The 26162-nt window shown below is 40.2% G+C and carries 28 protein-coding genes; 27 read left to right on the top strand and 1 reads right to left on the bottom strand.

Going from position 1 to position 26162, the window contains the following annotated elements; genetic code table 11:
• Positions 1-2: 2 nt before the first annotated feature.
• Positions 3-923, bottom strand: coding sequence for a motility genes transcriptional repressor MogR (mogR, locus tag HCJ55_RS05285; RefSeq protein ID WP_185504390.1), 921 nt, complete (start codon positions 921-923; stop codon positions 3-5).
• A gap of 371 nt (positions 924-1294) precedes the next feature.
• Between mogR and HCJ55_RS05280 the strand changes: the two genes are divergently transcribed.
• The 27 genes from HCJ55_RS05280 (at position 1295) to HCJ55_RS05150 (ending at position 26145) form a co-directional block, all read left to right on the top strand.
• A complete protein-coding gene (locus HCJ55_RS05280) occupies positions 1295-1609 on the top strand; it encodes a hypothetical protein (RefSeq protein ID WP_008947102.1) in 315 nt (104 codons plus the stop codon).
• Positions 1602-2369, top strand: coding sequence for a flagellar type III secretion system pore protein FliP (locus HCJ55_RS05275; protein ID WP_010989542.1), 768 nt, complete (start codon positions 1602-1604; stop codon positions 2367-2369). Before HCJ55_RS05280 ends, HCJ55_RS05275 begins: the two co-directional genes overlap by 8 nt.
• Before the next feature lie 12 nt (positions 2370-2381).
• Positions 2382-2654: a flagellar biosynthetic protein FliQ gene (locus tag HCJ55_RS05270; RefSeq protein WP_003718817.1), complete on the top strand. Its 273-nt coding sequence runs from the start codon at positions 2382-2384 to the stop codon at positions 2652-2654.
• Positions 2655-2656: 2 nt separating this feature from the next.
• Positions 2657-3418, top strand: a complete 762-nt coding sequence (locus HCJ55_RS05265) for a flagellar biosynthetic protein FliR (RefSeq protein ID WP_008947104.1) — start codon at positions 2657-2659, stop codon at positions 3416-3418.
• Positions 3419-3434: 16 nt separating this feature from the next.
• The gene (gene flhB, locus HCJ55_RS05260; RefSeq protein ID WP_185517334.1) at positions 3435-4481 is read left to right on the top strand and encodes a flagellar type III secretion system protein FlhB; all 1047 of its coding nucleotides are present in this window, start codon (positions 3435-3437) and stop codon (positions 4479-4481) included.
• Between the two features lie 46 nt (positions 4482-4527).
• Positions 4528-6603, top strand: a complete 2076-nt coding sequence (locus HCJ55_RS05255) for a flagellar biosynthesis protein FlhA (protein WP_003721800.1) — start codon at positions 4528-4530, stop codon at positions 6601-6603.
• 21 nt (positions 6604-6624) lie between these two features.
• Entirely contained in the window at positions 6625-7848 is a 1224-nt protein-coding gene (gene flhF / locus HCJ55_RS05250; RefSeq protein ID WP_185517332.1) for a flagellar biosynthesis GTPase FlhF, read from the top strand.
• Entirely contained in the window at positions 7845-8624 is a 780-nt protein-coding gene (locus HCJ55_RS05245; protein ID WP_185517330.1) for a flagellar basal-body rod protein FlgG, read from the top strand. The genes flhF and HCJ55_RS05245 overlap by 4 nt, the downstream gene beginning before the upstream one ends.
• Before the next feature lie 28 nt (positions 8625-8652).
• On the top strand, positions 8653-9441 hold the full coding sequence (locus HCJ55_RS05240) for a CheR family methyltransferase (protein WP_185503190.1): 789 nt from the start codon (positions 8653-8655) through the stop codon (positions 9439-9441).
• Between the two features lie 24 nt (positions 9442-9465).
• Positions 9466-9801 carry a DUF3964 family protein gene (locus tag HCJ55_RS05235; RefSeq protein WP_008947110.1) on the top strand — a complete coding sequence of 112 codons (336 nt, stop codon included), beginning with the start codon at positions 9466-9468 and terminating at the stop codon, positions 9799-9801.
• 26 nt (positions 9802-9827) lie between these two features.
• Positions 9828-10679: a flagellar motor stator protein MotA gene (motA, locus tag HCJ55_RS05230; protein ID WP_003730247.1), complete on the top strand. Its 852-nt coding sequence runs from the start codon at positions 9828-9830 to the stop codon at positions 10677-10679.
• The gene (locus tag HCJ55_RS05225; RefSeq protein WP_008947111.1) at positions 10639-11466 is read left to right on the top strand and encodes a flagellar motor protein MotB; all 828 of its coding nucleotides are present in this window, start codon (positions 10639-10641) and stop codon (positions 11464-11466) included. The genes motA and HCJ55_RS05225 overlap by 41 nt, the downstream gene beginning before the upstream one ends.
• Before the next feature lie 9 nt (positions 11467-11475).
• Complete coding sequence (locus HCJ55_RS05220; RefSeq protein WP_185517328.1) at positions 11476-11976, top strand: hypothetical protein; 501 nt, start codon at positions 11476-11478, stop codon at positions 11974-11976.
• Positions 11977-11998: 22 nt separating this feature from the next.
• On the top strand, positions 11999-13912 hold the full coding sequence (gene gmaR, locus HCJ55_RS05215) for a transcriptional anti-repressor GmaR (RefSeq protein ID WP_185517325.1): 1914 nt from the start codon (positions 11999-12001) through the stop codon (positions 13910-13912).
• Positions 13913-13924: 12 nt separating this feature from the next.
• A complete protein-coding gene (locus HCJ55_RS05210; protein WP_003721810.1) occupies positions 13925-14833 on the top strand; it encodes a chemotaxis protein in 909 nt (302 codons plus the stop codon).
• A 237-nt stretch (positions 14834-15070) separates the two neighbouring features.
• Complete coding sequence (locus tag HCJ55_RS05205; RefSeq protein WP_003721811.1) at positions 15071-15934, top strand: FliC/FljB family flagellin; 864 nt, start codon at positions 15071-15073, stop codon at positions 15932-15934.
• Between the two features lie 274 nt (positions 15935-16208).
• Positions 16209-16568: a response regulator gene (locus HCJ55_RS05200; RefSeq protein ID WP_003721812.1), complete on the top strand. Its 360-nt coding sequence runs from the start codon at positions 16209-16211 to the stop codon at positions 16566-16568.
• A 19-nt stretch (positions 16569-16587) separates the two neighbouring features.
• The gene (locus tag HCJ55_RS05195) at positions 16588-18444 is read left to right on the top strand and encodes a chemotaxis protein CheA (RefSeq protein WP_185503194.1); all 1857 of its coding nucleotides are present in this window, start codon (positions 16588-16590) and stop codon (positions 18442-18444) included.
• A 12-nt stretch (positions 18445-18456) separates the two neighbouring features.
• Entirely contained in the window at positions 18457-18756 is a 300-nt protein-coding gene (locus tag HCJ55_RS05190) for a flagellar motor switch protein FliN (RefSeq protein ID WP_185517372.1), read from the top strand.
• A gap of 18 nt (positions 18757-18774) precedes the next feature.
• Positions 18775-19185 carry a hypothetical protein gene (locus HCJ55_RS05185; protein WP_003733761.1) on the top strand — a complete coding sequence of 137 codons (411 nt, stop codon included), beginning with the start codon at positions 18775-18777 and terminating at the stop codon, positions 19183-19185.
• A gap of 15 nt (positions 19186-19200) precedes the next feature.
• Positions 19201-20247 carry a flagellar hook-length control protein FliK gene (gene fliK / locus HCJ55_RS05180; protein ID WP_185517323.1) on the top strand — a complete coding sequence of 349 codons (1047 nt, stop codon included), beginning with the start codon at positions 19201-19203 and terminating at the stop codon, positions 20245-20247.
• Between the two features lies 1 nt (position 20248).
• Positions 20249-20671: a flagellar hook assembly protein FlgD gene (locus HCJ55_RS05175; protein ID WP_008947117.1), complete on the top strand. Its 423-nt coding sequence runs from the start codon at positions 20249-20251 to the stop codon at positions 20669-20671.
• A 19-nt stretch (positions 20672-20690) separates the two neighbouring features.
• Complete coding sequence (gene flgE / locus HCJ55_RS05170) at positions 20691-21926, top strand: flagellar hook protein FlgE (protein WP_185517321.1); 1236 nt, start codon at positions 20691-20693, stop codon at positions 21924-21926.
• Positions 21927-21939: 13 nt separating this feature from the next.
• Positions 21940-22176: a flagellar motor switch protein FliN gene (locus HCJ55_RS05165; protein WP_008947119.1), complete on the top strand. Its 237-nt coding sequence runs from the start codon at positions 21940-21942 to the stop codon at positions 22174-22176.
• Between the two features lie 20 nt (positions 22177-22196).
• The gene (gene fliM, locus HCJ55_RS05160; RefSeq protein ID WP_003721820.1) at positions 22197-23189 is read left to right on the top strand and encodes a flagellar motor switch protein FliM; all 993 of its coding nucleotides are present in this window, start codon (positions 22197-22199) and stop codon (positions 23187-23189) included.
• Between the two features lie 2 nt (positions 23190-23191).
• On the top strand, positions 23192-24736 hold the full coding sequence (locus tag HCJ55_RS05155; RefSeq protein WP_185517319.1) for a flagellar motor switch protein: 1545 nt from the start codon (positions 23192-23194) through the stop codon (positions 24734-24736).
• 5 nt (positions 24737-24741) lie between these two features.
• Entirely contained in the window at positions 24742-26145 is a 1404-nt protein-coding gene (locus HCJ55_RS05150) for a hypothetical protein (protein WP_185517370.1), read from the top strand.
• Positions 26146-26162 lie beyond the last annotated feature (17 nt).

Here is a 26162-nt window from a genome sequence, read left to right as displayed (position 1 = left end):
AATTACATTTGTTTATAGTTTTCTTTGAATACGCCAAGTTGGTTAAGCGTTACTACGAGTTGCTGGCTGAAAAGTGGTAGTGCTTGGATTTGGTCTAAGTCGTTGGCGTAAGCGAAATCAGCTACTTGTAACACGAGTGTATGGAACGAGTCTGTCATTGTTTCGTTTTGTTGTTTTAAATAAGAATTTTCTTGTTCCAGTTCTTGGCATTTGGTTTGTAAATCTTGGTATTTTTTGTCGAGTTCTTCTTTTTGGACGGCAAGGGATGACAGGGAGTAAATGCTTTTGAGTAAGTCATATACGTTGTTTTCTTCGCCTTGGTTTTCGCTTAAAAGCTGCACGTTGCTTTTAACGCCGGATAGTAAATCCACCAGGTTTTTTTCGCGTGATTTGTCGTAGCTGATTTGTTCTTTGATGGATGTTGGTGCTTTGAATTCAGCTGGTACGACTTTTCCGAAAATGTTGGTTTTTTCTTTTTTCGTATTTTTTTGTGTTTTTCTTTTTCGGCCTGGCTTGTTTTTAGGAATATCTTCTACTTGGATAAGCTCTTTTTTTAGTTTGTAGTAAGTGTTTTGTAGCTGGCTTGGTGTCTTTGGAAAAATCCGCAAATCGTTTAGGCTGAGCATTTCAGAGATATCAAGGACTTTCATATCTTCTAAAATAGCAATTTGGTAACATGCGGAAAGTAGTTCTAATTCGATTTTTAACCAACTAATGTTGGAATGCATATATTTTTCGATTCCACCGTGTTCTTCAACGGCTTGATAAAATTCAGTGAGTAAATGGTAGATTTCTTCGGCAGTTTGTTCGTCAATGCCAGCTTCTGAAGCCATTTTTTTAATTTCAGTAGTAGATGAATTCCCCGGATTATCTACTTGTTTTTTGATTTCTTGAAGTAATTTTCTTATTTCTGATTTAGGCATACAATCACATACCTCTCTATCCTATAGTATTATTGATTTTCTGTTTATTTTTATAATAACAATATATGTTAGTTGTGTAAAGGGAACGCGAGTAGGTCAAAAGGATTGGGTATGAAGAACCTTTTTTCGAGTTAAATAGAAAAATATAAATCGAATAATGAGAAGTTTTCCTTTGATACAGCTGTTACACTGGCTGTTTTTTTATTTTTACACACAATTTCATTTTTTAAAAAAAGTATAGATTTTTTCTGGAATTGGTGTAAAATTTTATATTGCAGTTACAAAAAACACTTTATTGATATATATTTTGAAAAAATGATTTATTTTTGTAATCTGATGAAGGGAGTGAAAGGTGAATTTACCTTACTTGAATGGAATATTTTTTGTCACTTTTAAAAATTATTGTACTTTTGGCAGTACTTGCGGGAATTTCTTATTTTTTAGTTAAGAAAAACAAGCAAGCGAATCGCACGAGAAAAAGCGAAAATGATCTTATAAAGTTGAAAGACACTCTTTTAATCTCTCATCAGTTACGTGCAGTTCTTCTGGAGGCAGACGGGGAAAAGGTGCTGGCGATTATTTCTAATAATGATATTCGAACGGTGTCATTAAAAGGAAAAAATGACCAAAATGAAAAACTTTTCCGAGAATTACTTTTGAAAGAGGAGACTAAGGAAAATGCGTAAAATAACTTCTAGACGAGTATTTCAAGTATCTTTTATTGTTATTTTTGCAATTTCATTGGTTGTTTTTTGGCCGGGTGTGAATGTGCATGCCGAGAGTTGGATGGATTCGCTTGGTGTAAATGGTACGGACGGGGTTAATTCTAGTGTGGCGCTGTTTGTACTAGTTACGGTTCTTTCTTTGTCTGCGTCGATTGTATTAATGTTCACACATTTTACTTACTGTATTATCGTTCTCGGTTTAACGAGGCAGGGTCTTGGCGCGACGAATTTGCCGCCCAACCAAGTGCTTGTTGGACTGGCACTGTTTTTATCTTTGTTTATGATGCAGCCGCTGATTACTGCTTGGTATGACGATGTGTATAAACCTTCGCAAAAAGAAGAGTGGAGCGCGTCGAAAGTTTGGGACGAAACGCAGCCGCTTTTGACAAAATATGTTGCGGAAAATACATATAAGCATGATATTAACATGATGTTAAAAGCAGAAGGAGAAGATCCGGTTACAAAAAAAGAAGATGCACCGCTTATGGCTTTAATGCCTGCTTTTATTTTGACACAGATTACCCAAGGATTTTTAACTGGGATGTTTATATACTTGGCGTTTATTTTTATAGATTTAATTGTTAGTACGTTACTGATGTATCTTGGAATGATGATGGTGCCGCCGATGACCATTAGCTTACCGTTTAAGATTCTTGTTTTTATTTTCATTGGCGGGTACGGACTGATTACCAACATGATTTTTCAAACAATTCACTTTTAAGGGAGTAGCAAAATGAATTTAACGCCGATTACGCAAATTTTTCAAGATTTTTTCTATAGTGGGCTGGCGCTAATTTTGCCGGTATCGCTCATTTGTATCGTGGTAGTAATTGTGGTTGCGATTTTGATGGCGATGATGCAGATTCAAGACCAATCGCTGACGTTTTTGCCGAAGATTATTGCTTTTGTAGTGGCGCTCTTTATTCTTGGACCGTGGATGTTTGAACACATGACGGATTTATTTGTAGGAATCTTTTCCAAATTACCCCTGATGATTAGGGTGTAAACATGGAGTTTGAATTTTTTCTTGCTGTAGTGATTGTTTTCAGCCGAGTTGCCAGTTTTTTATTTTTCTTTCCACTTTTAAAAGGTCGTAACATTCCGAACAGTGTCAAAGTGGTGTTTGGGATGGCGATATCTATTCCGGTTGCAACGTGGGTGGATGTTTCTGGTATTACGACGCTACCTGATTTGCTGCTCCGGGTCACATCTGAGGTGGTATTTGGGCTAGCGCTTGCAAAGCTGGTGGAGATGATTGCGGTCATCCCGAAAATGGCTGGTTTTATGATTGATTATGATTTAGGGTTTTCGCAGGTGAACTTGATTGATCCGTCTTATGGGACGCAAAACTCGATTACGGCTGCGATTTTAGATACCTTTTTTGTAGTGATATTCTTGTCACTGCAAGGAATGGATTACTTAATTTATTACTTAATGAAATCGTTTGAATTTACGGCTTCGGTTTCGATTTTATTTGAAAAAGGGTTTATAGATTTATTGCTCGGGACGCTTGGTTTTGCGCTTGCTTCGGCGGTGTCAATTGCGCTTCCGATTATGGGTAGTATTTTTATCGTTAATATTATTCTTGCTTTTATCTCTAAGAGCGCGCCGCAAATTAACATTTTTATGAATGCGTTTATTATAAAAATTACGTTTGGGATTTTCATCCTTGCGTGCGCGGTTCCTATCTTGAGTACAGTTTTTAAAAATTTGACAGATGAGATGATTCAACAATATGTGTCGTTTTTTGATTATTTACTGAAAAAATAGGGAGGAGAACAAAAGCTTGGCAAAGGATAATAAAACGGAAAAAGCAACGCCGCGCCGCATTAAGAAAGCTCGAAATGAAGGTAATGTGGCGAAAAGTAAAGAACTGAATAATGCTTTTTCACTGCTGATTGTAGCTGGGCTTCTTTATTTTTTTGGAGAGATGTTTATTAAAAACACAATTCAAGCATTTGTTGCTCTTTTGAAACAGCCGCCAAAGCTTGCGAACATGGAAAGTTATAGTTTGTTTTACTTAATGGAATTTGGCAAAGTGCTACTGCCAGTTATGATTATGGTCGTGATTTTCGGTTTGATGAACTACGGGGTGCAAGTCGGGATTTTGTTTTCCGCGAAAGCAGTGAAGCCCCAGTTTAAACGGCTGAATCCAGCGAACTACTTTAAGCGAGTGTTTAGTGTGAAGGGGCTTGTCGAGGTTGTGAAAGCGCTACTGTTGATTACGCTGCTTTCATACGTGGCTTATATCGGCTTTCGGGATCACTTAGATACGCTCATTAGTTACACTGGGCAAAATTGGCTTTACTCACTCGGGCAAATTTTCACGTTATTTAAAAATGAATTTCTGGCGCTTTTCCTCGTTATTGCAGTAATTGGGCTGCTCGACTTCTTTTACCAGCGCTACGATTATAAAAAAGGGCTGCGGATGTCGAAGCAAGAAATTAAAGACGAGATGAAAGATTCGGAAGGGCGACCGGAAGTGAAACAGCGCCAAAGAAGCATTGCGCGGGGGCTTCTCCAAGGTTCGATTACGAAAAAAATGGCGGATGCGACTTTTGTGGTGAACAACCCGACACATATTTCCGTTGTGATGCGATATGACAAAACGAAAGATCATGCGCCGAAATTGCTCGTTAAAGGGGAAGATGAGCTGGCACTTTTTATTCGTCAGGTGGCGGATACAGACGGGGTGCCGATGATTACGAATAGACAGCTGGCGCGGAGTATTTACTATACGACCAATCCAGATGAATACATACAGGAAGATTTATATAAAGACGTTATTGAAGTGATGAAAGAATTGATGGACGCAGACAAAATCAAGTTCTAACAACATATGAGCGACCTTTCTAAATTTAGAAAAGGCAGGTTTCAAAATGGGGAATTTAGGTGCTATAAAAAAATATTTTGCTATCTTGATTGCGGTCTCGTTTGTTATTGCACTTATTGTGCCATTACCTCCATTTGTGTTGGATTTAGTGCTTGTGACGATCTTGGCGTTCTCAGTTTTAGTTTACATGCGTGCCACATCAATTAAAGATTGGAATGAATTAAAGTCATTTCCTTCTTTACTGCTTTTGATGGGGATATTTCGTGTTTCTATCAATATTTCGACAACGCGGGCGATTTTAACGACGGGGGATCCGGGGCAAGTAATTAAGCAATTCGGGAACTTTGTAATTGGTAGTAATTTTGTTGTCGGGATTGTTATTTTCATCATTTTAATCGTCTTTCAGTTTATTGTGGCAAATGGTTCTTCTCGGACGGCCGAGGTGGCGGCGAGATTCACGCTTGATGCTTTGCCTGGTAAACAAATGGCAATTGATGCGGATTTGAATCAACGGTTGATTACAGAGCCGGAAGCCAAAGAAAAACGCGCTTACTTGAATATGGAGACCGAATTTTACGGTGCAATGGACGGCGCTGGGAAATTTGTAAAAGGGGACGTTCTTTTTACCGTTTTGCTCGCTGTTGTTAATATCGTTTTTGGTTTAATTGTCGGAATGGTTCAAGGCGGGCTTTCATTTGGGGAAGCCGCGGTGAAATATACCGAGTTAACAATCGGGGATGGCATCGTGAGCCAAATTGGTTCGCTTTTAATGGCGATGTCTGCTGGGGTTATTGTTACCCGGGTATTTGATGGTTCGGATGATAACGTTGCGGTCGGGATTTTCAAAGAATTAATGCAAAACTCGGTGGTCGTTTATACGCTCGCTGCGATGTTTATTTTAATGGGTGTATTTAGCCCGCTGCCAACGATTCCGTTTGTCGGGATTGGCGTAGTGCTGGGAATTATCGGCTATCGTACGCAATTCAATTTAAAGAAAAAAGAGCAGTTGGAACTGGAAAAAGAAATGGAACTGATTCAGTCGGAAACAAATTCGGCTGAGGCGGAGCACAATCAAGCATTTGGCGCGGCACGAGAGAAATTTCCGGTTGTGGTCGAACTTGGTTTAAACATTGCCGCACTCGTGAAGCAAAAAATGAACGGTGAAACGGCGAAGGATAAAGTCGTCTTAATGCGGAAATCAATTTTACAAGATTTAGGTATTGGCGTTCCAGGGATTAATTTTAAAGATAATACAAGTTTTCAGCCGCGCGGGAAATATGAAATTAAAGTGAAGGGCGTGGCGGTTGCGAGTGGCGTTTTAAAAGCGGGGCATTTACTGGCTTTGAAAACACCGGGTGTGATGATGGATCTTGATGCCGAACCTACCAAGGATCCAATTTTCGGGGAAGATGGTTATTGGATTTTGCCAGGCGAGTTAGAAGATGCGCAAATGAAGAACTATCAAGTGCTTGAGCCGCTGAGTATTTTGATTACGCATTTGGATGTTGTGCTTAGAAAGAACTTACATGAACTACTGATGCGCCAACAAATTAAAGATTTAATTGATGGTCTTGCTGATGAAAACCAAATTTTGATTGATGAAATTAAGAAAAAGGAAATCGATTATTCGCTCATTCAAGGAGTGCTAAGACAGCTCTTGAAAGAAGGGATTTCGGTTCGTGATTTGCCAACGATTGTCGAAGGGATTATTGACGGACAAACGATTTATCCAAATGACCTTGACGGGATTACGGCGTTTGTTAGGGAGCGGATTTCGAAAGTCATTTGTGAACAAGCGAAAAACCAAGATGGCAAAATTTACGCGCTGCTTTTACAGGATTCGATTGAAATGGATACGGAAATTGTTAACACGCCGTATTATGGCTACGCGCTTAACTGGGCGCTCGACAAGGAACTGCCAATCATTCAAAAAGTAAGAGATACCGTGAATAAAGCGCAACTCACTGGGCGCGAACCCGTCATTTTAACAAGGCGGAAAGATTTTCGTTTTGGCTTTGTACGAGTTTTAGAAAGATATCAATTGGATGTGCCGGTGCTATCCATTAGCGAACTGTCGCCGGAAACAGAAGTGGAGCAAATCGCACTGATTGAACCAACTTGATGAGGGAGGTAATCCGTAGCAATGGGAAAACATTTAGTAGAAAAGATGGAAATTTTTAAGGGGAATTCGAAACGTGAAATACATAAAAAAATTCAATTAGTAACGAATGAGCCATATAAAATTACGGATGAACGTGTCACAAAGCTTGGAATTTTTAAGAAACAGTATGAAGTGACGGCGGTCATTATGAGTGAAGTGGCGATTGCGGATGGACGAATGGACTTCCAAGAAACCTTCCAAAAATCAGTTGTCAAAAACAGGCCGAAAACAGATGACTTATTAAAAAAAGAAAAATTACTCGAAATGCTTGCTGCGGGGGCGGAACTTGCGCAATCAACGCCGCTTCTCGAAGAACGCAAAACACAGGAAGAAGAACTGTCGACGATGCGTCTGGAACTGGCGGCTTTAAACCGCGAGCTAGCTGTGAAAATGCGCGCCGAACGTGAGCAAAACAGTGATTTCGTGAAATTTTTGAAGAGTCGCGGGATTAGTGATACTTACGTAGCGGATTTTATGCAGGCGGGACGGAAGCAGTTTAAACAAGTGGAAACGGCGCATTTGGACGATATTGCGGATTGGTTTGTCCCGTATTTATCAGGAAAATTGGCGGTGGAAGATTCGTTTGATTTAAGCAACCACCGGATTATTTCGTTGATTGGGCAAACGGGGGTTGGGAAAACGACCACGCTTGTGAAACTTGGATGGCAACTTTTAAAACAAAATCGCACAGTGGGTTTTATTACAACGGATACTTTCCGGTCAGGGGCGGTAGAGCAGTTTCAAGGTTATGCCGATAAACTTGATGTAGAGCTTATCGTTGCGACGAGCCCTGCGGAACTGGAAGAAGCCGTGCAGTATATGACGTATGTTAACGGAGTCGACCATATTTTGATTGATACGGTTGGAAGAAATTATTTAGCCGAAGAATCGGTGAATGAGATTGCCGCGTACACCGATGTGGTGCATCCAGATTTAACTTGTTTTACGTTCTCATCAGGAATGAAAAGCGCTGATGTGATGACGATTTTACCAAAATTAGCAGAAATTCCAATCGACGGTTTTATTATTACAAAAATGGATGAAACGACTCGGATTGGTGATTTATACACCGTGATGCAAGAAACGAATTTGCCAGTGTTATACATGACGGACGGGCAAAATATTACAGAAAATATTTTCAGACCAAAAAGTCGTTGGTTAGCGGAACGGTTTGTTGGGACGGATAGGAGGCAGGTGCTGGAATGAAGGGATTATATATTGGGGCAGCTGGGATGATGAACTATATGCAACATATTCAAGTACATTCGAATAACGTGGCCAATGCGCAAACGCCGGGTTTCAAATTTGATCAGCTTACAAGTGAAGTGATTTCGAGAAACAAAGTGAACTATCAAAACGGGCCTGTTGCAAGGCAAGTTGGGACGATTGATTACGGGGTTCGACCTGCAGCAACGCATATTAATTTAACAGCTGGTTCTAGTTACATTACAAACCGAGACCGAGATTTCTTTATGCAAGATACCAACCCAACACTAGGAAGCAATTTTTTCATCACAGCTAAAAATGGCGAAATTTCGCTTTCACGTGGTGGGCAGTTTCATTCTGACCAGTTCGGTTTTCTGCGGACAGCAGATGGCGCCAATTTGCTCAGTGCGACTGGGGAAGCGATTCAAGTGGGTCAAAAAACTTCGATTCGCGCCGAGGCAAACGGCGATTTGTACAATGCCGAAACTAATCAATACCTCGGACGTCTTGGAACAAAATTTGTTTCAGCCAACCAAGCGGATAGTTTGGTGAAAGACGGCGAAGGACGACTGCATGTAAATGGCGTAAACACAATGAATTTACCAGCTGGACAAGGGATTATCCAAAATGGTGTTATCGAAACGTCGAATGTTGATTTAGGCGTTGAAATGGTGCAATTAATGGATAACCAGCGTATGGTACAAGCTTCGAAAAATGTCGTCAATATGTTTGATAAAGTATACGACAAAGAAGCAAGCGGATTAATTCGTCAGTAACGGCCTAGCTAAGGGGAGGGGAAAAAGAATGATTCCAGATTTGGAAAAGGATTATCTTTACTTTACTCGTGTCGTCAAAAGGGACTTAGGTTTAGATTTAGCGCTTTATAAAGAAACGCAAATGAAACGGCGGATTTTGTCTTTTATTGTGAAGAAGAAATATATTACTTTTGGGGAATTTTTCAAACATCTTAAAAAAGATGCCGTGCTGTTGGATGAGTTTATTAGTTTGATTACCATCAATGTGTCGTCGTTTTTCCGTAATCGTAATCGCTGGGATGCACTGGAAAAACAAGTGATTCCAAGGCTGCTTGAAGATAGTCGCGGGAAGCTTCGGGTTTGGAGTGCGGCTTGTTCTTCGGGGGAGGAGCCGTATTCGCTGGCAATCATGATGGAACGTTCAGTCGGGACAAGACATTATGATATTTTAGCAACGGACCTTGAACCAGCTATTTTAAAGCGCGCGGTCATCGGGGAATATCAAAGTCGTCAAATGGAAGAACTAAGCGAACAAGAGCGACAAACGGCATTCACCGAAAAAGGGGATACATATCAGATTTTACCGGCCTATCGAAAGTCAATTCGTTTTAGACGTCACGATTTGTTGACCGATTACTACGAAAAAGGTTTTGATTTAATTGTCTGCCGCAATGTGTTGATTTATTTCACGGCAGAAGGAAAGCACCAAGCTTACCAAAAATTTGCAGATTCACTAAGACGTGGCGGTGTCCTTTTCATCGGTGGTTCAGAGCAAATTTTGAACCCAGCTGATTACGGGCTGGCCACATTAAATAATTTTTTCTACATAAAAACCTAGCAAAAATGGAATGGAGTTGGTTAGATGGGACGAATGGAAAACATTAAAAATTTAGCGTTTTTTGAGGATAAACCTGGACTCGCAGAACAAATCCTCATGCTTGAAAAGAAAGAACAACTTTTTTTACCAAATGAATTTGAAATTAGACAAACAGTGGGCTATCAAATCGGGGATAAAGAAGTCATTTTAGGTCGACTCGAGTCATTTTATTTTCTCGCTTTAAAAGGTGTCGATGAAGATAATTACCGCTCGCAAGCATTTGCCAGTGAAGCGGATGCCAAAGCGTTTTTCGTTCATTTACCAGAAATGGAAAACGAGTTAGTTGCTTTTTGGTTAAATGAAGTGGAATTAGTTCGCTGAAATAAGTAGGTGGGAGATGAGGTAACGTGGAAATAACAACGATTGTAGGGCTTGTTTTGGCAGTGATAGTCATTGCGGGTTCATTCATGATTCAAAATATATCACTGGCGATGTTATTTAGCGCTGAAGCATTAATTGTCATCATTCTTGGGACAATTACGGCTGTTATGATGGCGCACCCATGGAGTGATGTAAAAGTAGTACCGAAACTATTCAAAATTCTTTTCACAAAAGAGAAGATGCCGGACAAAGTGGACGTGCTCGTGCAATACAAAGAATATGCAGATGAAATTAGGCGTAGCGGGGTACTTGCGCTGGAAGATTCTGTCGATGAAATTGAAGATCCATTTATGAAACGAGGCATGCGCTTAGTTGTAGATGGACAATCTTCCCCAGAATTTTTACGGGATGTTTTGGAAGAAGAAGTAGCGAGCATGGAAGAACGTCACGCTGCTTATGCCAAGATTTTTGCATCAGCTGGAGCATATGCGCCGACGCTCGGTGTACTTGGAGCAGCGATGGGACTCATTCATGCGATGGGCGAAATGTCGAACCCGGACAAACTCAGCGAAGCGATAGCCGCGGCGTTTGTTTGTACCATTTTCGGTATTTTCACCGGTTACGTACTTTGGACACCATTTGCCAATAAATTAAAAGTGAAATCACAAAAAGAAGTGCATTTGAGATATATGATGATTGAGGGAGTCGTCGCGCTTCAAGAGCGAAATGCACCACGAGTTGTGGAAGAACGTTTATTATCTTTTTTAAGTCCAAAAGAGAAAGATGTGCTGCGAAATGGAAAAGGGAAGAAAACGAGAGAAGTGGAGGAAATTGAGCGTGGCCAAGCGTCGCAAGAAACCGCAGGAGGAACACGTTGATGAAACGTGGTTAATTCCATATAGTGATTTGCTGACACTTTTACTTGCTCTATTTATCGTTCTGTTTGCCTCCAGTTCAGTTGATGCAAAAAAATTCGAACAAATGGGAAATGCGTTTAAGAAAATTGTGGAGGAAGGCGCGGCAGGCAACCAAGCATATGTATCAAAAGAAAAAGGACCAGATGATCCAAATGTGAATGCAGTCTTGAAGGCGATGGAAGAGCAAGATAAAAAGAAAGAAGCAAACGAACAAGAGAAAGCCAAAAAAGCAGCAGCAGCCTTACTTAAAAAGCAAAACGAAGAAAAGATTGAAGCCTTTAAAAAACAAATTGATAGTTATATTGCAGCAGAGAATTTAGGAACGAAAATGACGACGAAGTACTCGGATGAAGGGCTTCTGATTACTATCCGCGATGATATTTTATTCCAGTCGGGTAGTGCAGAATTATCAGCTGGGAAACGCGAAATCGCCAAGGAAATCGGTGAACTTTTTGCGCAAGGTAAGGGAACGATGGAAGGGATTGTTTCTGGGCATACGGATAATGTGCCAATAAGTACCTCGATTTATTCTTCCAACTGGGAACTAAGTGTCGCCCGTGCCGTTAATTTCATGGAAGCAATCATTCAAGAAAACAGCGAAGTAAACCCAGGCGAGTTTAGTGCTCGTGGCTACGGCGAATTCAGACCCGTCGCCAAAAATGATATCGCAGTAAATCGCGAAAAAAATCGGCGTGTAGAAATCATGGTACGGCCAATTAATCGCGATACGCTAGATGAAGATGAGTAGGTGATTTGATTGCAACTTTTTTTAAGCGGTTCGCATACGTTAACCGATTATGACAAACAAGAAATACAAGCATATCTCGAAAAATTTGCACCCGTGAACCACATTCACTTGCTTTGTTATAAGTCGATTGAAAATGAAGTATTACAATTTTTTCTAAAAAAAGAGCATTTAGCTCCACGCTTGTCGATTTACACTTTTGCACCAAAAGAATGTTTGCCAGAGCCGTTTTTATCCGCGATAGACTACTTGGAACGCTTAGGAAGTAGCTATCAATCATTTGGGTATTTCGATACGGTAATTGCCAAGCCGACTTATGAGAAATTCTTAGCACAAATTGTTAGTAAAATGGATTTGATTTGTTGTTTTTATAACGGGGATAAGCCGACTGATGTGATACCAGTCGATGTTGCGAAAGCGTTCGATGTGCAAAGTATGATTTATGATTTGCCAAAAGCGAAGAAGCATCTACTACACCGAGCGAGCAGCGATAAAATAAAATTAGTGAATTAATTGATAGAAAGAGGGAAGATTCATGCGGCCGTTAATTTCGATTTGTATGATAGTCAAAAATGAAGCACATATTTTACGACAAAGTTTAGCGTCTTTTAGAAAATTTACGGAAGAAATCATTATTGTAGATACAGGTTCCACTGACGAAACCAAGGAAATCGCACAAGAATTCACTGATTTTGTCTATGACTTTGAATGGACAGGCAACTTTTCTGATGCAAGAAACTTTGCGGCCAAACATGCAACGGGAAAATGGATTTTAGCGATTGATGCAGATGAATGTTTGGAAGAAGAAAGTTATCGCAAATTAGAAAAACAGTTGAAATCACCAGTCGAACCAATTCAAATGGCGCAAATCATTAGCTTTACAGGGGAAAAAGGGCGAGTGACAACAACAAACCAAATGGCGCGGGTTTATAAAAATGACGGCACAATTTGCTTCCGCGGTGTGATCCATGAACAACTAGAAGCAATCGACAAACGCCCGATTGCAGCCGGTTTTGCAGAAGTGAAGATTTATCATTATGGCTATATGTCGGAAATTGTCGAAAAACAAGATAAATCAGACCGTAATTTACGTTTGTTAGAAAAAGAAGTAAAAAATAATAAAAATAGCGGCTTCGTCCACTTCAATATTGGCCAAGAAATGAATCGCCTTGGCAAGAAAAAAGAAGCGCTAAAAGAATTCTCCGAAGCATTCCGATTGCGCGATCACAATCACTACATTTGGGCGAAACTAAGCGCTTATCATATTTCCGAACTACTAGAGCAAGAAAAACGCTACGATGAAAGCTTAGCAATTATCGAGGAAGCAAGAGTCATTTGGCCAAACGTACCAGAATTCCCACTTAAAAAAGCCAACATTTTATATGTCAATCATCAACTCGAAGATGCGAAAGAAATTTATCAAAGTTTGCTAGAAAATGCCGCAATTGATTACCAACCAATCGTGTTGTACGAAGCAACGAATTTCATGCCACACAAAATGCTCGGAACGATTTACTTAGAAGAAAAAGATTATACACGCGCGATGACTCATTTTTCTAAAGCTTATGCGGAAAATAGTTCTGATTACGGTGTGATGTTCCAAATGATTATGCTGCTCAGCAAATTCCACCAACCAAAAGAAATTTTCGCGTTTATGGAACGTCATAACTTTATTGCTAGCACAGAAACGGGCTTGCGTTTGCTTTCGATGACAACTCAACAAGGTTACGCAGAACTATCTGAACTCATCGTTCAATCACTAACCGATGTATATCCACCAGTCGCAGAAGCTACTGAGGTGAAAATCGCAACGATCCGTAACGTCTTCCCGGTAATTAGCGAATCTGCTATTTTATTCGGTATTAAAGAAGAGTTGATTGATGCGGCTGATTTATGTTTGTGGCACTATGAAAATCCGCAATTACCAATCGAAAACGTCATGAAAAATAGCGATGTTGGCGACATTTACGATTTTATCTTTGAAAATGGTCCGCAAATTAGCAAGAAACGCTATTTGTTTGTATTAGAACGGGCGATTGCACTTGGAAAAGGTGAGTTTGCTGATTACTTATTGGCGCTTCGAAACGTTTACCATGATAGCATTAATAGCCATATTGCCGACTTGTTTTTCCAATATGATTTTGCGGATATCGCGCTTGATTTTTACAATATCGTCGACGCAGACGAGGTGACAAAACAAGGCTACATCAACCTCATCAATTACTTGGTAGACGCTGATGTACTGGATGAGGCGCTTGCGATTGCAGAACGAGGCATCGATAATTTTAGTACAGATTTCCGTTTTTACCTTTGGGCAATCAAAATTGATACTGAAAACCGTGCGAATCGGATTAGCGAAGCAATGGACGAATTCCCGAATAATCGCTATTTAGCAAAGCTTTTGGATGAAGTTACCATGCTTCAAGACACTGTTACAAACAATCGATAGGAGGCCAGTAATATGACAGAAGAAAAAGGAATTTTACTACAAAGTGGAACAAATGAATTAGAAATTGTTACATTTACCGTTGGCGAAAACTTATTTTGTATTAACGTTTTAAAAGTGAAAGAAATTATTCATCCGCTCGAAGTGACGCCTGTACCAGATTCGAACCCGGCAATTGAAGGCGTTTCCCAAGTCCGCGGTGAAATCATGCCAGTCGTGAATCTTGCTCGCGTGATGAAACTGCCAGAAATAGAACCAGAAAACACGAAATTCATTATCACTGAACTAAACCAAATGAAAATCGTTTTCCGTGTCGACGAGGTTCATCGTATCCAACGTATTTCATGGGAACAAATTGAAGAACCAGAAAAACTATCGATTGGTTTGGAAGAATTAGCGGTTGGTATCGTGAAACTAGACGGCAATCTAGTGCTCTTGCTTGATTATGAAAAAATCATTTATGAAATTAGCGGAAATGCCGATTTTGCTGTGACTGGCGAAGACCGTATAGCACGAAAAGTAAACCGTGAAGAGAAGACTATCTTTATTGCCGAAGACTCACAAATGCTGCGTCAACTGCTTGAAGATACGCTTCATGAGGCAGGTTATACGAATCTGCAATTCTTTGCTAACGGCCGCGAAGCCCAAGAACACATTTTCAAATTACTCAAAGAACAAAAAGAGCAAACCTTTGAAAATGTTAATTTGTTAATCACGGATATTGAAATGCCTCAAATGGACGGACACCATTTAACAAAAGTAATTAAAGAAGATGAAATTGGCCGCGAATTGCCAGTTGTTATTTTCTCATCACTTATTACCGAAGATCTAGAACACAAAGGTGCGGGTGTTGGTGCCGATGCACAAGTAAGTAAACCAAATATTCACCAACTGATTAATATTTTAGATGAGCTAGTTTTATAAAAAGAAGTGTTTGGACAAACTTTTCTGTTCAAACACTTCTTTATTTTATTTAAAAAAATAATTTACAAAAACGTAAAAACGTTGATACAAAGGCTTTTATTCATTTTTTTATAAATAAAAACAACTTATTTTTATATTTTTAACAAAAAACATTTGATTTTTTAAAAAAATGAAGATATAATAAAGCATATAGAGAAGAGCAGTCTTTTCTAAACCGAATGTAGGAGGGAAACACAAATGAAAGTAAATACTAATATCATTAGCTTGAAAACACAAGAATATCTTCGTAAAAACAACGAAGGCATGACTCAAGCACAAGAACGTTTGGCATCTGGTAAACGTATTAACAGTTCTCTTGATGACGCTGCTGGTCTTGCAGTTGTTACTCGTATGAACGTTAAATCTACAGGCTTAGATGCAGCAAGCAAAAACTCATCCATGGGTATTGACTTGTTACAAACAGCGGATTCAGCTCTTAGCTCCATGAGTTCAATCTTGCAACGTATGCGTCAATTAGCAGTACAATCTTCTAACGGTTCATTCAGTGACGAAGATCGTAAACAATATACTGCTGAATTCGGTAGCTTGATCAAAGAACTTGATCACGTTGCTGACACTACTAACTACAACAACATTAAATTGCTAGATCAAACTGCTACAGGTGCTGCTACTCAAGTAAGCATCCAAGCGTCTGATAAAGCTAATGACTTAATCAATATTGATCTTTTCAACGCTAAAGGTCTTTCTGCTGGAACAATCACTTTAGGTAGTGGTTCTACAGTTGCTGGTTATAGTGCATTATCCGTTGCTGATGCTGATTCTTCTCAACAAGCAACTGAAGCTATTGATGAATTAATCAATAACATTTCTAACGGTCGTGCGCTTCTAGGTGCTGGTATGAGTCGCCTTAGCTACAATGTATCTAACGTGAACAATCAATCCATCGCAACTAAAGCATCTGCTTCATCCATTGAAGATGCAGATATGGCTGCTGAAATGTCCGAAATGACTAAATACAAAATTCTTACACAAACATCTATCAGCATGCTTTCTCAAGCAAACCAAACACCGCAAATGTTAACTCAATTAATTAACAGCTAATAACATATCAAATTCATTTATCGAACATTGTTTACCCTTAGCCTCTCGTCACCCCGGACGAGGGGCTTTTCTTTTGATTTATAAAAATATTTTTCAATTATAAATGGGACATAGAGCCAATGTTAAGTTGGTTAACTATTTTTTAAATAATTTTATTATAAAAAACGGATATTTTTTAAGAAAAAGGTAGAAATTGTCCTATTTTTATTATAAAATGATATTATGCGATTTTTTTAAAAAATATTTATAGGTATAGGAATGGGAGTTGTATTTTATGTTGAAGTTGTTGATTGTCGACGATGCGATGTTCATGCGTACGATGATTAAGAATATCGTGAAAGATAGCGATTTTGAAGTAGTTGCAGAGGCGGAAAACGGACTGGAAGCAGTGAAAAAGTATGATGAAGTAAAACCAGATATCGTGACACTAGATATTACGATGCCAGAAATGGACGGTTTAGAGGCACTTGCGCAAATTATGGCGAAAGATCCATCTGCAAAAGTAATTATGTGCTCGGCGATGGGCCAACAAGGCATGGTTGTAGATGCAATTAAAAAAGGTGCGAAAGACTTTATCGTAAAACCTTTCCAAGCGGACCGAGTTTTAGAGGCGTTAGAAAAAGCAGCTAAGTAGAGAAATGGAGGTGGATAGCATGACTACAAATATGTTAGACCTGTTTATAGAAGAAGCTTCAGAACATTTACAGGCGCTAAATGATAATCTGTTACAGCTTGAGAAAGACCCGACGAACGGTCAGTTAGTAAGTGAAATTTTCCGTTCAGCACATACGTTTAAAGGAATGTCCGCAACGATGGGCTTCCAGCAGGTGGCTGATTTAACGCATGCAATGGAAAATGTACTAGATGAGGTACGCAATAATCGATTGGCTGTAACAGAACATTTGGTAGACATTATTTTTACATGTACATCTCATTTGGAAACAATGGTTTCGGATATCCAGCACGGCGGACAAGGCGCTGCGGATATTACGAAAACAGTGGCTGACTTAGAGGCACTTTTACATCCTGAACAAGAAACAGATGCAGCAATTGAAAAGACGTACCGCATTCAAGTTCAAATTGAAGAAGCGGCCATTTTGAAAGCAGTGCGGGCAGTAATGTGTTTAGAACGACTTGCGGAAATTGGGATTATTTCAGAAACAATGCCAGACAGAGAAGCGATTGAGCTAGAAGAGTTTGAGCAGACTTTCGAAGTAGTTCTAGAATCGGCACAAACGAAAGAAGAAATCGAAGCAGTTATTCTCGATATTTCTGAAATCGAAAAAGTGACAGTCCAAGAAGAAGTGGAAGAAGTTCAGATCGTTGAACCAATCAAAAAAGCCGCAAAACAAACAACCAAACGATTAGAAAATAAAACCATTCGTGTACAACTTGAAAAAATCGAAAAGCTAATGAACGTTTTTGAAGAAAGCGTCATTGAACGGGCGAGAATTGACGAAATCGCAGAAAAAACCAATAACAAAGAATTGATGGAGCATCTTGGACGATTCAGCTCCATTTCCAAAGAAATCCAAAACGGCTTACTGAATATGCGGATGGTGCCAGTGGACAGTGTTTTCAATCGCTTTCCAAAAATGGTGCGCACGCTAGCTAAGGAATTAGGAAAGAAAATCGATTTAGTGATTGAAGGCGCAGACACGGAAGTCGATAAAATCGTCATTGATGAAATTGGCGATCCACTTGTTCACTTAATCCGTAATTCGGTTGATCACGGTGCGGAAACAGTTGAAGTGAGACGCAAAAACGGGAAAAATGAAACGGCGACAATTAGCCTAAAAGCATTCCATAGCGGCAACAATGTCGTGATTGAGATTGCTGATGACGGCGCGGGAATTAACAAACGCAAAGTTTTAGAAAAAGCGATTGCGAAAAATGTCGTTACACGAGCAGAATCAACCAAAATGACTGACTCGGAAATTTTTGATTTATTATTTGATTCCGGTTTCAGTACCGCGGATCAAGTATCAGATCTTTCCGGACGCGGCGTTGGCTTAGACGTCGTTCGTAATACCATTCTTAAAATTGGCGGGAAAATCAGCGTGGAATCAAGCGAAAACGCTGGCTCGACTTTCCGAATTGAGATTCCGCTAACATTATCCATTATCCAATCGATGCTCGTTGCAACATCGGAACGCCGCTATGCTGTACCACTTGCAAATGTGGCAGAAGCAATTACGATTAATCCAGCGGACATTCAACACGTTCACGGCAAAGACTTAATCAACTACCGTGAAACTATTATCGAAGTACTCGACTTAGGCGAATGCTTCCACGAAACAGCTTTAAAAGACACAGACGAATTACTTTTACTTGTTGTCAAAAATGCCAAGCGAACTTTTGGACTTATTATTAAAGATATTATCGGTCAACGGGAAATTGTTTTAAAAACACTTGGCGGCTTTTTCAGCGAAAGTCAAATTGCTTTTTCAGGGGCAACGATTTTGGGCGATGGCCGTGTCGTATTAATTTTAAATTTAGAAACATTTTAAGGAGGGACCATGATGGAACAAGTATTTCAAGTAGAACTTCCTGAATGGGAACCGAAAGAAACGCCCCAAGAAGGACGCGAAAAAGGCTCTATTCGCCAAGTTGACAATATTGGCGTTAATTTAATCGTCCGTCTTGGGAAAAAAGAAATGCCGGTAGGGGATATCGCTGGATTAAGCATTGGCGATGTCCTCGAAGTGGAAAAGAAACCTGGCCACAAAGTCGAAATTTTCCTCGATGAAAAGAAAGTCGGCATCGGTGAAGCTATTTTGATGGACGAGAACTTCGGGATCGTTATTTCAGAAATCGACTAAAGAAAGAAGGCAAGTGATTTGAAGCAAGAGGCTTATAACGCAGTGAAGATGAAAGTGGACCAAGAGAAAACGGCCATTTTAAAGGAATTACAATTACTATTATCCAAACGGGGAAAAGTCACAGAAAAATTAGCACACGAAAAAGAAGTTTATTACTCAAGAACGAAAAAAGAAAGACTCCAAGTAGCGGTATTAGCCGGAAGCATGCAACTCGATGCCTTTTCACCAAGCCGCATTCAACAAATGGAGCGCGAAATCACTCAAATTAGCCAGTACATTAAGAGCAATGAACAAATCTTAGAACAACTCGAGGAAAAAGGGAAACAGGCCAAAAAAATGTACGATGACACACGAAAAAAATGGCAACAGCTTGAAAATAAAAAAGAAGAACAAACTTTACGCGATTTAAAAATGGTGCTATTAAAGTAAAAGGGAGGAAAAGTCATGCTAATCCCAGATAATTTGCTACAACCACTGATTGAAAAAAAACAAATCGAACCAAAAGAAAAGTTAGCAGAAGAATTAGTAGAACTACCTTTTATTTCACTTTTAATGGAAAATAGCCCTGCGCCGCTCTTAAAGGGAGAAGCGGACGACGCGGAACAAGCTACAACACCGTTAAAAGAAATCGCTCAACCACTCGTTTCAGCAAAACTACTCGACAGCGAACCAGAAACCAAACTGCCAAGCGCACCACTTGAGTTGAAAGAAGTTAAAGAAACACTTGCGGCAATCGCCAAACAAGCTATCGACCAACCAAAAATAGACAACGCCCCGCAAGTAGTGCAAACTCCTGAAACGAACACACCGAAAGAACCCACAAAAAATATCACCCGAGAGCAACAACCGCCACCTGAACTTATCATGCCTACAAAAGACTCACCTAAACTAGCCGAAAACGTAGCTAAAAACCAACCAGCCCTTGCCAAATTACCTCAAGAAAAAGAAGCCGTACAACTTTTCAAAGCGAGCATTAAAGAACCGCTAACAGCGAAAGAAGAAGTCGCCGTCAAAAAGCCCGCGGAATCAAGCAACATTTGGCATGACACAACGAAACAGCTCACACCAGCTGCCAAAGTCGAAGTCCCAGTCACACTAAAACAACTCGATAAAACCATCACCGACCAAATCGAACAGCTGCAAAAATTCCAAGTAAAACAAAATAAAGCCTTTTTCGCTATTCAACCAGAATCGCTCGGAAAAGTGGAAGTTTTACTTAAAAAAATGCCCGATAAAATATTTGTACATATCGAATATCAGGAACAAACGGCGAAACAAAAACTCGAACAGATGGCGCAAGATTTACATAATCGCTTCCGGGATCGCGGCGTAGAAGTTGCCGTGACAATGACCGAAAAACAAGCGCCGAAAGAGAACGGTCAAGGTTCAGAAGGTCGACACCAAGGCGAATCTAAAAAAGAAAAAGAACGCGAAAACCCACAGCAACAAAGACCTAAACAACAAGTATTTGATTTAGAGGAGGAAACGTAATTTGGACGGAATTAGTAGTTTATCAGGTGCGAACCAGAATGCAAACAACGCAGTGACATCGAGCGTATCGAAAACACTTGGCAAAGATGACTTCATGAAGCTATTTTTAACAAGTTTGCAATACCAAGATCCATCGAGCCCGCTTGATACGAATGAAATGATGTCGCAAATGGCGCAACTTTCTTTAATGGAGCAAGTTGCCAATATGACAACGGCCGTAGATAAGCTTTCTGAACAAGCGCAAAACTCCGCCTTACAATCCGCGGTCAATTTCATCGGTAAGGATATAAAAGGTGTTTCACTAAACGGCGAAGTAATCAGCGGGAAAGTCGAAAGCGTTCAACAAACGACAAACGGCGTCATGCTGAAATTAAAAGATAATGATAGCCTCGTGCCAATGACTTATGTAACAGAAATTAATTAAAAATTTGGGAGTGTGAATTATGAATCAAACTATGTATACAGCTATTTCTGGGATGAATGCGTTCCAACAAGCATTATCCGTGACGTCAAATAATATTGCCAATGCCAACACGACGGGATATAAAAAACAAAGCGTCGTTTTCAATGATTTACTTTACCAAAACACAATGGGATCTGTTGCAGGCGGACTATACGCTGGAACAAACCCAATGAGCTTCGGTTCCGGTTCGAAAATTGGTGCGATTTTAACCGATTATACAGCTGGCTCGCCGACATCAACTGGCAGAAACAAAGACGCAGCACTACAAGGTCGCGGCTTTTTCATCGCTGGTGACAACGCAGGCGGGAATATCGTTTACACGCGTGACGGCAGTTTTGCAGTATCTGATAACAATTATTTAACAACCCAACAAGGGAAATATGTAATGGGTTATGCAACAGACAAAAATGGTAACGTTTTAAACGGTAATTTACAACCAATCCAAATCCCTCTAAATAGCGCAATTCCAGGGGAAGCAACAAAAAATGGTAGCTTAAGCGGTAACATACCACTTGATTGGAGCGAAAAAGATATGATTTCTTCCGAGCTTTCTGTATATGATAATGCTGGCGGAAAACATAAACTTCAAGTCAATATGAAAGCTGCTACACCAGACGCGAGCGGCAATGTTTCCTACGAATATGAAATTCAAATGGACGGAAAAGCATTAACGCCTCCAGTGACAGGAACGCTAAATTACAATGCGCAAGGCGAGCTAACAAACCCTGACGCACTGAAAAATATCCAAATTAATTCTACTGTTAACGGCAAACAAGTCAACATGGGCTTAAACCTAAGTGGCTTAACAAACTACGGAACGAACCAAGTATTCTCACCAACTTCTGACGGAAAAGGCGCTGCAACAGTAAAAGACTACGCAGTAACTGATGCTGGCTACATCGCAGTGAGCTACTCAGACGGTACGGTTATCCCGGTTGCCCAACTAGCGGTCGCTACTTTCTCCAATGAAGACGGCTTAGTTAAAATGGGAAATGGCGAATATCTTCCAGGATTATCTTCTGGAGATGCAGTCTACGGCGTCGCTGGCCAAAATGGTGCTGGCGGAATTAGTGGCTCTTCATTAGAAGGTTCCAACGTAGATTTATCGCGCGAATTCGTTAACTTAATGACGTATCAAAGTGGCTTCCAAGGAAATACAAAAGTTATTCGTGTTGCGGATGACGTGATGAAACAAATTGTGAACTTGATTCAGTAGGGAGTTTAGCTAAATGAAAATTAATCATAATATTCCACTCAGAATCGACTTCGAGCTAGGACGCACGAAACAGCCAGTCGGTAGTTTGCTAGATGTAAAAAAAGGGACCGTTTTTCGGTTAGAAGATTCCACAGCTAATGTGGTCAAAATCACTATTTCCGGCAAATGCATCGGTTACGGCGAAATTTTGACAAAAGACGGCAAGATGTTTGTCAAAATAACCAAATTAGGAGAGGGAAGTTCTTCATGAGAGCTAGGGAGTGACAAAAAATGAGCGATAAATTAAGTCAAGAACAAATTGACGCCCTGCTTTCCCAAATGAGTGAAGGTAAGGTAGTCGATGAAAGTACGGAAATTGGCGACTTTGGGCGCTTTCATCCCTATGACTTTCATAAACCAGAGAAATTTGGTGCAGAACACCTCGAAAGTTTAAAAACGATTGCATCCGCCTTTACGAAAAAAAGTATGGAGTTTGTTTCCCAGCGTATCCGGATTCCGATTCATACCGAGGCAACTTTGGCGGATCAAGTTTCTTTTGCGAGCGGTTATATCGAAACAATGCCGAATGATAGCTATATTTTCTGCATTATCGACCTTGGCAACCCGGAGCTAGGCCAAATTATTATTGAACTCGATTTAGCTTATATCATTTATATCCATGAATGTTTATCCGGCGGGAATCCAAAACGAAAATTAAGCGAGCGTAGACTTTTATCCGTTTTTGAAGAGTTGACGTTGAAATCTATTTTAGAAAAATTTTGTGAAGCACTTAAAGATAGCTTTAAATCGGTGCATCCAATCTCACCAGAAATCGTTAATATCGAAACCAACCCAGCACTTCTGCGCGTCACATCACCAAATGACATGATGGCGCTTGTCAGTGTCGATATTAAATCGGAGTTCTGGATTAGTACAATGCGCATCGGCGTGCCATTTTTCTCGGTGGAAGAGATTATGAATAAACTAGAAAACGTCGTCGAATATACATTTGATAAACGGCGGAACTTTGATGCAGAAGTCGAGCAAGAATTGCATCAAGTCGAAAAAGAAGCGCGCATTCGTGTGGGTGAAATTAAAACAACGTGGAAAGAGCTCAACAAACTTGAAGTAGGCGACGTCCTTCTAACAGAAACACACATACGCGATACACTCAAAGGCTATGTCACCGAAAAATGGAAATTTGAATGTTATATGGGAAAAAGTGGTAACCAAAAAGCCGTTAAATTTATGCGTCATACAGGGCGGACAGAGCAGGAGAGGTAGAAGTGGAGCAATTACTAGAGAAAAATATCACGCAAATGGAACTAGATGTGATAGGAGAAATCGCCAATATTTCGTTTGGCTCAGCTTCTACGGTCTTATCTGATTTACTACACCAACAAGTCACAATTTCAACGCCAAAAGTAGAGATTGTTGATTTATATAATACGAAAGACATTGATATTCCACATGTCGTGTTAGAAGTGAATTTTCATAAAGGAATCGAAATGCGGAATTTATTTGTTCTGCAATCAGAAGTGGCTGCGGCTATCGCGGACTTAATGATGATGGGCGATGGCAACATTGATCCAAACGAAGAACTTTCGGAACTTCATCTTAGCGCCGTGCAAGAAGCAATGAACCAAATGATGGGCCATTCCGCCACCGCGATGAGCAATATGTTTGGCGAAATGATTGATATTACGACACCAGACATTAAAGTAATTGCGCTAAAAGAACAATTAGAAGACACAAACGACCAAACCATGATAAAAGTAGGCTTTGATTTAATTATCGGCGACTTAATCACATCCAATTTAATGCAACTTATTCCCATTGATAAAGGGCGCGAACTTGCGAAAAGGTTGCTTGGCGATGCAATTCCAGAATCAGATCCTGTCAAAGAAGAAATCAGTTTAACCGCCGAAGAATTAGATGTGTTTTTAGAAGTGTGTAATATCGGGATTGGTTCGGCTTCAACGGTTTTATCGAAATTACTTAATCGTAAAGTATCGCTGCAAATCCCGACAGCACGTGTGATTGATAGCAAAGAATTCGAGTTTAATGAACGACCTTGCCTTGTAACGAGCGTGGAATTTGTCGAAGGACTACGCTCAAGCAACACCTTTATCATTAGCAAAAATGCCGCGTTAATCATGGCGGATTTGATGATGATGGGGGATGGCATTGTTCAAGAAGATGCAGAGTTGACCGAACTTGAAGTTAGCGCCGTGCAAGAATTAATGAACCAAATGATGGGCTTTTCAGCAACAGCGATGTCAGAAATGCTCGGAACAAAAATTGACATTAGCCCGCCAACGATGGAATTCTGCAATTTTGGCGATACGATGATTCAAAAAAACATCGAGGAAGGAAAAACGGTCGAAGTTATCTTCCCACTCGAAGTAGACGGCTTACTAAAAACGCCAATGTACCAAATTTTTAATCCAGCAGCCGCTAAAGAAATGGCGCAATTAATGCTCGCGATTCAAGCGAAAGAAGTCGCGGAAAAAGCAACGCCACCTGCAGAAATAATCGAGCCTGAAAAACCAGCCGAACCAGTGCAACCAATCGTGGTGGAAGAGAAAGAAACACTTTCCGAAATGGAACAAATTTTAGAAGATATTCCGGTAACGCTGGAAGTTGTATTCGGTACGGCGAAAGTAAAACTAGAAAAATTTATCTCATGGTGTGAAAAAGACGTGATTATCCTGAAAGAAAGCATGAACGAACCGCTTGTCTTAGCGCTGAATGGCGTGACGATTGGTAAAGGGATTTTAGTTCGCGTGGATGATCATTTTGGCATACAAATGACTGAGTTAGTAAGGTGAAAAATGTGCGGAAACTTGGACTAGTGACAATTTTATTTTGGATGTTTTTTTCGGTTCAAGTTTTCGCAGCAGAACCGGAACTCGCTACAATCTCGCTTGAAAAGGAACAGCGGATTTTTACGTCTGGGGAAGTGGTTTCGTTTGAAATCAAAAACGCCGCAGACTTAAAAATTGTCTTAGTAAATGAGCAGGGGCAGAGAAGAGTGCTGGACGGCGAATCATATACGGTAACGGACTGGGATTTGGACGGGATCTACCGGGCGGAATTATATCAAGCGGATATTTCGAAACCGATTGCTAGTGTAGATGATTTATTCGAAGTGAAACAACTTGGAGATCTTGCAAAGGATGAAACGGCGCCTAGTTTAAAAGCGATTGAGTTTACGCATGAAGATGATGTTTTGCTGGCGAGTGTGCTACGTGTGTCAGCGGATTTGGTCGATGCGGAATCAGGCGTGAAAACTGCCACTTTGCTCATCCATAGTGATTCTAATGAAGCGGAAGTCAAACTCACGCAAAATAACTGGACAGGGAAATTTGATGGGGAACTTCCTTTAGAAAAATATCAACCGGGTGAAAAACTCACTTTCCAACTGAAATTAGTTGATTTTGCGGGCAATGAAACCACGCTGGACTTAGAAAAGACTGTCCAAATTTATCAGCCAATCGCGCCAGTTTTAAGTTATGACGGAAGCGATATTACGAATAAGCCACGGAAAATCGGCCAAATTGGGAAGCAAATAGAGCTAACTCTCGACAAATACACCACCGAATTTCCCGAACTCGAAACAGAAAGCGGCAAGACAATCCCGTTAAATTGGCAAAAAACAGCGACTGAATGGAAGGGAAGTCTTACTTTACCGAAAGAACTAGTCGGTGAAATTATCCATATTCAAGGAACAACACAAGCTATACTTGTTCGTGCCACTGGCGAACCTTTTAGCAATATTCAGCTAGTAAATAACAGTCTTTTAACAGGAATAATTAATCCGGATTTTGCGGTAATTTCTGGATTATACATCGAAGTAAATGGTCAAAAATTCCCGGTTAAGCGCACGGATAATAGCTTTACAAGCGCAGAAATCACAACAACCGGCAAAATTACATTGTACTGGACGGACTGGGACGATGAGGTTTATTCCAAACAACTGGATCAAGAAATCAAACCAATCATTCTACCACCAGACAAAGAAACAATCGCGCCGCCGCAAGTAATACCAAACGAAAACGAGCCAATACTGACAACACCAGCCCCTAAACCAGCTGTTGAATCACACGAAAATGCACCGAAAAAGCAGGCAAAGAAAGAAACCTCAACTAAAAACAAATCAAGCGGTATCCCGTTTTGGATTCCAGCGCTTATGATTATCGGCGTTATTATTTTTTCGGGTAATAGAGCAATGAAATAAAAGCAGAAGTGAGGTGG

This window comes from Listeria marthii (assembly GCF_014227425.1).
Classification (GTDB): Bacteria; Bacillota; Bacilli; order Lactobacillales; family Listeriaceae; genus Listeria; species Listeria marthii.
The sequence above is the reverse complement of the archived record's forward strand: the minus strand, read 5'-3'. Positions and strand labels throughout refer to the sequence as shown.